This is a genomic window from Aurantimonas sp. E1-2-R+4 (genome assembly GCF_036549515.1).
Classification (GTDB): Bacteria; Pseudomonadota; Alphaproteobacteria; order Rhizobiales; family Rhizobiaceae; genus Aurantimonas; species Aurantimonas coralicida_A.
In genome coordinates, this window is the sequence record NZ_JAZHLK010000079.1 from 1 (window position 1) to 8,318 (window position 8,318).

Sequence of the window (8,318 nt, forward strand, 5' to 3'; positions counted from 1 at the left end):
AGGATTTCGAGAACCTGTCGCGCAACGCGCTCGCATTCCTCAAACTGGCGTCTATCCGCCTAATGCTGCGAAGGCTTTGTTCAAATTGAACAACTTTCCGGACCGACTCTGATGGATGAAGTAAAGCAGGACTGCGACACTTGCCGCGGCCATCAGCACACCAAACGCAACCGCCAGATGGGGGACGAAGCTGGAGAAGCTGGCTCCCTCCGTGCCCCGCACCGACCTCAGCACGAACAGGCAATATAGAAAGGTCGCGATGAACGTGCCCAGGACGATCTGGTTGCTGCGATCCCGCATGAAGTTGCCCAGAACCCGCGGCCCAAACTGCGAGGAGGCAAGCTGCAACGACAGCATCGTGATCGAAAAGATCAGGCTGGCCACCGTGATCATGGAACTCGCGATCACCGACAGCGTCGCACGGGCCCCTTCGGGTCCGAACGTATAGAAAGCCCTCGGATTGTCCGCCTGGGCCACATCGCGCAGGGCATCGACCTCGATGAGCACAAAAGAAAGAGCGACAGCCAACAATCCCATGGCTGCGGGCACAAACCAGAAGCTGGAGTTGAGCCGTCCCCAGAACGCTGTGACGCGGGTTATCGAAAATGAGGCCGCCATGACCAACTCCTTGCTTTAAAATTATAAATCAGGGCTGTCAGCACAGCCGGTTTCCGACAGGCTGTTTGCTCTGCCCCCGGGTCGAGCGGTTTGGACCGCAAACCCCATTTGACAGTGTTCATCGCACCACCCGCATGATCACGGCACGCAGACTCAGCCCCTGAACGATCAGGCTGAACACAACCACGGCATATGTTGCGGCCAGTAAAGCAGATTTCTCCGCGACCTCTGGCAGAGAAAGCGCCAGCGCCACGGAGATGCCGCCCCGCAAGCCGCCCCAGGTCAGCACCGGAATGGTTCCGCGCGCGAATTTGCGTAAAAATCCGAGCAGCAATACCGGGCCGCTGACAGCCGCCAGCCGTGCAATGAGCACCAGCGGCACCGCCAGCGCCATCAGCCAGCCGAAGGCTGGTTCGAACCGCAGCACCAGAACCTCCAGCCCGATCAGCAGGAACAGGACCGAGTTCAACATTTCGTCGATCAACGTCCAGAAGCCGAAGAGATACCGCTGGGTCTGATCGCTCAGCGCGTCGCGCGGCCCCTTGCTTCCGACCAGCAAACCCGCGACGACAACGGCCAGCGGACCACTTACCTCCAGTCTGGATGCGATCGCATAAGTTCCCACGACCAGCGCCAGCGATATCAGCACCTCGATCGAATAGTCGTCGATGGCGCGCATGGCGCGATAGGCGACATAGCCTGTCACGGCTCCGAGGGCCGCACCGCCCAGGGCCTCGACCACGAACATCTTGCCCACCTGAAAGGCGTCGAAACCGTCACCAAGGGCCGCGTGGACAAGGACGGCAAACAACACCACGCCAACACCGTCGTTGAACAGGGTCTCGCCCGTCATCACGATCTTGAGGTCCTTGGGGACCTTGACCTCTTTCAACGTGGCAAGGACCGCGACCGGGTCGGTTGGGCTGATCAGCGCCCCGAACACCAGTGCCCACGGCAACGAGATCGCGACACCCAGCAGGTCGGCTGCCGCCCAGACGACGCATCCGATGATCGCGGTAGACACCACAACACCCAAGGTCGCCATTGAACCGCCCCGGCTTTCCCGGAAACCTCACTTCTTGAGAGAATGGGGTCATGATGACGAAGACGGCATCGAAGAGATATTCGCCGGAGGTCCGCGAGCGAGCGGTACGAATGGTGCTGGAGCACCAGGGCGATCACGCCTCGCAGTGGGCGGCGATTTCCTCCATCGCGGCGAAGATCGGCTGCGCCGGGGAGACGCTGCGCCACTGGGTCAGGCAGGCCGAACGCGACCAGGGTGTTAGGCCGGGCAAACGAGCGATGAGCGCGACCGGATCAAGGCTCTCGAACGTGAGGTCCGCGAGTTGCGTCAGGCCAACGAGATCCTGCGCAAGGCATCGGCGTATTTTGCCCAGGCGGAGCTCGACCGCCCGTTCAGACGATGACGGCGTTCATCGACGATCATCGTGATGTCTATGGGGTCGAGCCGATCTGCCGGGTTCTGCCGATCGCTCCGTCGACATACCACGAGCACGCGGCCCGCAAACGTGACCCGGATCGCCGACCGGCTCGAGAACGACGTGACGCGGAGCTATGCGACGACATCCGCCGCGTCTTCGAGGCGAACTTCGGTGTCTACGGGGTTCGTAAGGTCTGGCGTCAGATGAAGCGCGAGGACATTGACGTCGCCCATTGCACCGTCGCCCGGCTGATGCGCCAGATGGGCCTGAAGGGCGTCGTTCGCGGCAAGGCGGTGAAGACGACGATCAGCGACAAGGCCACGCCCTGTCCGCTCGACCGGGTGAACCGTCAGTTCAAAGCGCCGCGGCCGAACATGCTGTGGGTTTCGGATTTCACCTATGTCGCCACATGGCGAGGCTTCATCTACGTGGCCTTCGTCATCGACACGTTCGCCCGCCGCATAGTCGGCTGGCGCGTGTCGCGAACAGCGCATGCCTGGAAAACCCCGGCCGAAGCCCTTGATCATTGGCTGATGAAGCGAGAAACGGTCTGTGTTGCGACGACCGTTTGAATCCGCCCAATANACAGCGCATGCCTGGAAAACCCCGGCCGAAGCCCTTGATCATTGGCTGATGAAGCGAGAAACGGTCTGTGTTGCGACGACCGTTTGAATCCGCCCAATATGTCAGCATTCGCTACACCGAGCGGTTGGCCGAGGCCGGCATCGAGCCTTCCGTCGGCAGTGTCGGAGATTCCTACGACAACGCCTTGGCTGAGACGATCAACGGTCTCTTCAAGGCCGAGGTGATCCATCGGCGCGGGCCGTGGCGCAGTCTCGAAGCCGTCGAGTTCGCCACCCTCGAATGGGTCGACTGGTTCAATCACCGCCGCCTGCTCGAGCCGATCGGCAACATTCCGCCTGCCGAGGCCGAAGCCGCATACTACGCCAAGCTTGAGGCCATGCCGATCGCCGCGTAGGATTCAAACCAAATAGTCTCCGGGAAAGCCGGGGCGGTTCAATACCAGCGTTGTTGACCATGATGTCGAGCCCGCCGAGCGTCTTTTCGGCATGCTCTACGGCAGCATAGACCTCCGCACGGTTGCTGACGTCGGCTTTGAATGTTGTGGCCTTGTGGCCAAGCTCTTCAATCTCGGCAGCGACTTCGGCCATCTTATCGGTATTGATGTCGACAATAGCGATATCGGCGCCATCTTTTGCCAAGCGCAAGGCAATGCCACGTCCGATCCCTTGAGCCGCACCGGTCACCAGCGCCACTTTTCCGTTGATTGTCATTCTATAATTCCTTTTGCTTCAGCGAGCTGAACAAGTCGCTGTGATGGCATGCCTCCATCTGATCGAAAAAGAGGCTCCCTGGGGCTAACTCGGATCAGCACCCGGTCGCGAAACTTGTCTTAAGCGAAGACCCAGCACGAAAGCTGTTTCCTTGACGGACCCGCAGATCCTGATCTTCGCAATTCTCGCTGCCATGATGGGGCTGTTCCTGTGGGGGCGGTTTCGCCACGACGTGGTCGCGTTAGCTGCCCTTTTGGCCTGCGTCATCTCAGGGTTGGTTCCGTCAGGAGTAGCCTTCGCTGGCTTCGGCCATCCGGCGGTGATTACGGTGGCCTGTGTCCTGGTGCTCAGTCAGGGGTTGCGCAACACCGGCGCCGTGGATTGGCTGGCGCGCAGCATCCTGCCGAGCGATGCCGGACGGATCACGACCATGCTGGCGCTGATTGGGCTAGGTGCAGCGCTTTCGGGCTTCATGAACAACGTGGGCGCGATGGCGCTTTTGATGCCAATCGCAGTGCAGTTGTCGGACCGGTTGGATCTGACGCCCGGACGGATCCTGATGCCGCTCGCCTTCGGCACGATTCTGGGGGGCATGACCACGCTGGTGGGCACGCCGCCAAACCTGATCGTTTCGGGCTTCCGGGAAGAGGCCGGGCTGGGGCAATTCGCCATGTTCGACTTTGCCCCTGTCGGAATCGCGGTTGCAACCTTGGGCGTTCTCTTCGTCGCACTCATCGGTTGGCGCTTGGTGCCTGAGCGCAAATCTGCCGCTGGAGCCAATTTTGACACCGGCACCTATCTGACCGAGGTACGCGTCCCGGAGAAAGGTAAGGCTGTCGGCCTGACCCTGCGCGGTTTCGAGGCCGAGATCGAGGACAGTGGCGCACAGATCGTCGGTCTGGTGCGTAACGAGGTGCGCATGATCGTGCCACATGGTGTGCGCCGCATCCACGCGGGTGATGTTCTGGTGCTGCAGGCCGATGTCGACGCATTGGCCGAAGCGCTGTCGGTCTTCGGCATCACGCTTGAGGCGCAGAAATCAGCCTCGGATAGCAAAGACGAAACGGCAGACGAGGCGTCCGAAAAGACATCGAAAACGGCCAAAGCGGAAACCACCATCAGGAAGGCTGACAAGGTCGAGGACGCCGATGAGAGCGATGAGCGCGACGAGGATATTGCGCTGCGAGAACTCGCCATTCTTCCGGGCTCGACCATCGTCGGGCGTTCGGCCAGCGATCTGCGGTTGCGCACACGCTATGGGCTCAATCTGCTGGCCGTGTCGCGCGAAGGACGTCAACCACAGGCGCGGCTTCGCAAGCTAAAGCTGAAATCCGGCGATCTGCTGCTGATGCAGGGTCCGGCCGAGATGATGGCCGAATTCATCAACGATACGGGCTGCGTGCCGCTGGGTGAGCGCGAGCTGCGCATCCCCGACAAACGTATGGCGATCATTGCGGGCGCGATCATGCTGGGTGCGATCGGCATTGTAACGCTGGGCCTGCTGCCTGCACCCGTGGGCTTTGCCCTTGGGGTACTGGCCTCGATGCTCTTGCGCACGGTCCCTCTAAGGAAAATCTATACGACGATTGATTGGCCGATAATCGTGCTGCTGGCAGCGCTTATCCCGGTTGCGGGCGCGATGCAGACGACCGGGGCCGCTGATCTGCTGGCACGGTTTCTGGTCGTGACTATTGCGCAAGGCAACCCTATCGCGGCGTTGGCCGTGGTCTTGATCACCACAATGTTCATGTCGGACGTGATGAACAACGCCGCCACTGCGGCCATCCTCTGCCCGATCGCCCTAGGCATTGCCGCCACGCTTGGCCTCAATCCGGACAGTTTCCTGATGGCGGTCGCGATTGGCGCGTCCTGCGCCTTTCTCACGCCAATAGGACATCAAAACAACACGTTGATCCTTGGTCCCGGCGGGTTCCGGTTCGGTGATTACTGGCGGTTGGGACTTCTGGTCGAGGTCATCGTGGTCGTCGTCAGTATGCCGCTGTTGTTGATCGTCTGGCCATTGTAAATCCGCATGGACAGGCCTCATACGATCAATTGACCTATGACAGCAAGGTCCAGAAGTTTCAGCGGCACTGTCAGATCAAACAGCCTACGGTGGATTCCACCGCGAAGCGCAACGCATCAAACGAACCTGATTTCGACGTCCCTGCCAAGCTCGGACAGGAACGCTTCGACCGGGGATCTGTAGGCGAGGCACTTGCGGGGTGTGAGGTTGATTGTCATGGCGATCTCCTGGATGTCCTGTTCGCTGATCTCGTCGAGATGGGTGCCGCGCGGCAGCCATCGTCTGATCCGGCCGTTGGCGTTCTCGCCCCCGCCCTTCTGCCAACTCGCGTAGGCGTCGCAGAAGTAGGTCGTTGCGCTCAGCATCCCGCGCAGCAGCATGTGGCGGGCGAAACAGGTGTCGTTGTCGAAGGTGACCGAGCCGCGCATCCTCGGGTCGAGGCGCCGGAAGGTGGCCATCATCGCGGCGATCGTCTCGGCGGCGGTCTTGCCGGCCAGACGCGACATCAGCGTGATCCGGATCTTGCGCTCGTGCAGCACCAGGACCGGGCATGAACGCTTGCAGATCACCAGATCGGCCTCCCAGTGCCCCACCGTCTCGCGGGCGTCGGCGACGCCAGATCGCTGAGAGATATGGGCCTTCTCCGATATCGCGTCGCGAGACACCCGAGCGCGGCGCTTCCTGCGCCGGGCATGCCGGCGGGTCAGGAAGCGCCAGAGCCGTTCCGTCTTCTGCGGCCGAATTCCCGCGCCACGTCGTAGTAGCGGCTCTTGTCGACGATGCGGCGGGCGATGCGCAGGCGATCGCTTAGCGCGAGGTTGTCGGGGTCCTCCGCAAGCGCTGCTTCCAGCGCCGCGGCCTTCCGGCGCGCAACCTCTGGTTCGGGCACGCGCGTGCTCCCGAAGACCACAATGGAATGCGCGACGCCGTGATCTTCGAGGAGTGTCTCTGCCTTCAGAAAATCGAGTTGAAGTCTCAGCCCGCGGGCGTCGTCCCGCCGCAAGAACGCCACATCCTGGTCGGCCGGCTTGTATTCCGGACTGTTGAGGATGGCCGAAACGAGACCGGGCGCGTACGGGTCCTCCTGGTTGGGCTTGGGGTTCTTCCAGGGAAGATCCACCTGCCGCAACTCGGGATTCGCCGGTTCCGGTTTCACCTTTGGTTGCGTTGCGTCTTGCGGCAAACCTCAGGTCCTCCTTCCGTTGCCGGAGAACAGCAGGTTATCCGCCGCTTCCGGCAGGTCAGCGGCAGCGGCTTGGCGCTTGAGTTCGCCTTCTTCCGACGCCAGGTCACCTTCGCCCGCAGAGACTGTCGCGGCCTCACCTTTGCCAGGCGCGGCATCGAGCTGTGGCTTCCCTTCGCCCACCGGGCCGGCGGCAGACTCCCGACGTATCCGGACACCTTGTGGAAAGATTACTTCGCGTGCCGCGTCGGGCATCGAGATCCCGGCATCCTGTAGCGCACGCTTGACCTGACGCATCAGGGATGAACGGACCTTGAAGATCGAATAGGATCTCCCGTCGAACCAGAACTGAACCCTGATGTTGACGGTCGAGGAGCCGAGTTCGTCGACCAGCGCCCCCGGTTCGGGATCGTCCAGCACCGCGGGATGCGCGTGAAGTGCGCGGACTATGACTTCCTGTGCCATCACAATTGAATCGTCGAAGCCAACGCCAACGGTGAACTCACCCCGTCGGCGGGGATTGGTTGAGAAGTTCGTGATAATACTCTTGAACACCAGCGAATTCGGGATCTGAACGTGGTTGCCATCCAACGTCAACAAAACCGTCGTACGCATGTTAAGGTTCTGCACGATCCCTTGGTACTCGCCCACCTGGATCCAGTCGTCGGTTCGGAAAGGGTTCCGAACACTCAGCAGAATACTGGCCAGCGAGTTCTCGGCAATTTCGCGAAAGGCGAGGCCGAGCACGATGCCGATGAGGCCGGTACCGCCCAGAACCGTGATGGCAAGCCGCGTCAGCCCTGCGGCTTGCAGCACAAGGTAGATGCCGATCAGAATGACAGGGATCGATAGTGTTCGCGCCGCGATGTCCAACAGCAACGGCGATTGCACGCGCCTGCGTAACGCATGACGTGCCAGCACCGCCACGCCGCGCGACAAAAGCCAGGCAGTCAGAAGGATGGCCAGGGACACGACTGTCAGCGGCGCAAGCCATTGAGCACGATCGGTCAGCCGCTCCAGCTCACGCCAAGTCGGGGTCAGGTCCCAACTGATGGGCGGCTTCACGTCGATCCGGTTCACCACGGCAACTACGTCCTGTGTTCGGAGGGCCAGTTGGCGTGCCCAGTCTTTCCGATCATCCGTCTCGGTCTGTCCGTCGAGAAACACGATCCCTTCGCGGACTGAGACGGTTATCGGTGTGAACCAGCCGCTGGCATCCATAATCCACCTTAGGCGGTCAGCAATCTCTTCATCTCGCGCATTGGGCGCGACCGAAATTTGCTTTTGCGAGTCCGCGGTGGGTGAATCCAGGGTCGTGGGAGAGGTCTGCCCCAGGGCGGGCGCACCGGCAAGTGCGAGCGTGAACGCCCCCAGGATCGCCAGATTTCCGCTGTTTCGAAGGCGCGTACATTGGGACATCCAAATTGCCTTTCAAGCTTCCGCCAGGACGACGAAACTTTGCTCCCCCCAGCGGGATTACTCCAGCACGTGCTGTCAGACAAACGCGAACCAGTCTCTGGCAAGGCGGGGAACCGTGCCTCGGGCCGCGCCGAGATGGCGTCACTCGGCGAGGGCGTCGGCGCGGTTTGCCTTGAAGATGTGCCGGCTGAGTCGAGCCAGACTCTACGCCCGCGGCCTCTGAGTGTCCGTTCCAAAAAGAGGTGAGTGATTTCAGCGAGTTGTGATTCTGTCGGATTGCTGAGATTCGACGGAGATCAAGATGCCCTGGACCGCAATCACCCGCCCGCACTATG

6 protein-coding genes, 2 pseudogenes and 1 other annotated feature are annotated in these 8,318 nt (G+C 61.2%); of the genes and pseudogenes, 2 read left to right on the plus strand and 6 right to left on the minus strand.

The features are described 5' to 3' along the window. Positions 1-51 precede the first annotated feature (51 nt). Both VQ045_RS20515 and VQ045_RS20520 read right to left on the minus strand, forming a co-directional pair. A complete protein-coding gene (locus VQ045_RS20515; protein WP_331831440.1) occupies positions 52-618 on the minus strand; it encodes a DUF2254 family protein in 567 nt (188 codons plus the stop codon). Positions 619-736: 118 nt separating this feature from the next. Beyond that, positions 737-1,669: pseudogene (locus VQ045_RS20520) on the minus strand (cation:proton antiporter); the annotation flags it as partial. A gap of 47 nt (positions 1,670-1,716) precedes the next feature. On the opposite strand from VQ045_RS20520, the pseudogene VQ045_RS20525 reads away from it, so the two are divergent. Continuing rightward, a pseudogene (locus VQ045_RS20525) lies at positions 1,717-3,039 on the plus strand (IS3 family transposase). Continuing rightward, positions 2,000-2,116: a sequence feature (AL1L pseudoknot), on the plus strand. (Overlaps the previous pseudogene by 117 nt.) Here VQ045_RS20525 and VQ045_RS20530 read toward each other — a convergent pair. Beyond that, a complete protein-coding gene (locus tag VQ045_RS20530) occupies positions 2,939-3,355 on the minus strand; it encodes an SDR family NAD(P)-dependent oxidoreductase (protein WP_331831441.1) in 417 nt (138 codons plus the stop codon). The pseudogene VQ045_RS20525 and the gene VQ045_RS20530 overlap by 101 nt on opposite strands. Positions 3,356-3,506: 151 nt before the next feature. Between VQ045_RS20530 and VQ045_RS20535 the strand changes: the two genes are divergently transcribed. Then, positions 3,507-5,381 carry an SLC13 family permease gene (locus tag VQ045_RS20535; RefSeq protein WP_331831442.1) on the plus strand — a complete coding sequence of 625 codons (1,875 nt, stop codon included), beginning with the start codon at positions 3,507-3,509 and terminating at the stop codon, positions 5,379-5,381. A 116-nt stretch (positions 5,382-5,497) separates the two neighbouring features. Here the strand turns inward: VQ045_RS20535 and VQ045_RS20540 are convergent, their stop codons facing one another. The 3 genes from VQ045_RS20540 to VQ045_RS20550 are packed head-to-tail and all read right to left on the minus strand — an operon-like array spanning position 5,498 to position 7,983. Continuing rightward, positions 5,498-6,124, minus strand: a complete 627-nt coding sequence (locus VQ045_RS20540) for an IS30 family transposase (protein ID WP_331831445.1) — start codon at positions 6,122-6,124, stop codon at positions 5,498-5,500. Further along, complete coding sequence (locus VQ045_RS20545) at positions 6,085-6,537, minus strand: hypothetical protein (RefSeq protein ID WP_331831443.1); 453 nt, start codon at positions 6,535-6,537, stop codon at positions 6,085-6,087. The genes VQ045_RS20540 and VQ045_RS20545 overlap by 40 nt, the downstream gene beginning before the upstream one ends. Before the next feature lie 30 nt (positions 6,538-6,567). Then, positions 6,568-7,983 (minus strand): mechanosensitive ion channel family protein, encoded by a 1,416-nt coding sequence (locus VQ045_RS20550; protein WP_331831444.1) that lies wholly within the window; start codon positions 7,981-7,983, stop codon positions 6,568-6,570. Between the last annotated feature and the right edge of the window lie 335 nt (positions 7,984-8,318).

What these genes read in the sequence shown, in the direction of transcription:
- VQ045_RS20530 (WP_331831441.1), bottom strand. Translation starts at nt 3,355, where the DNA reads ATGACAATCAACGGAAAAGTGGCGCTGGTGACCGGTGCGGCTCAAGGG.
- VQ045_RS20515 (WP_331831440.1), bottom strand. Translation starts at nt 618, where the DNA reads ATGGCGGCCTCATTTTCGATAACCCGCGTCACAGCGTTCTGGGGACGG.
- VQ045_RS20550 (WP_331831444.1), bottom strand. Translation starts at nt 7,983, where the DNA reads ATGTCCCAATGTACGCGCCTTCGAAACAGCGGAAATCTGGCGATCCTG.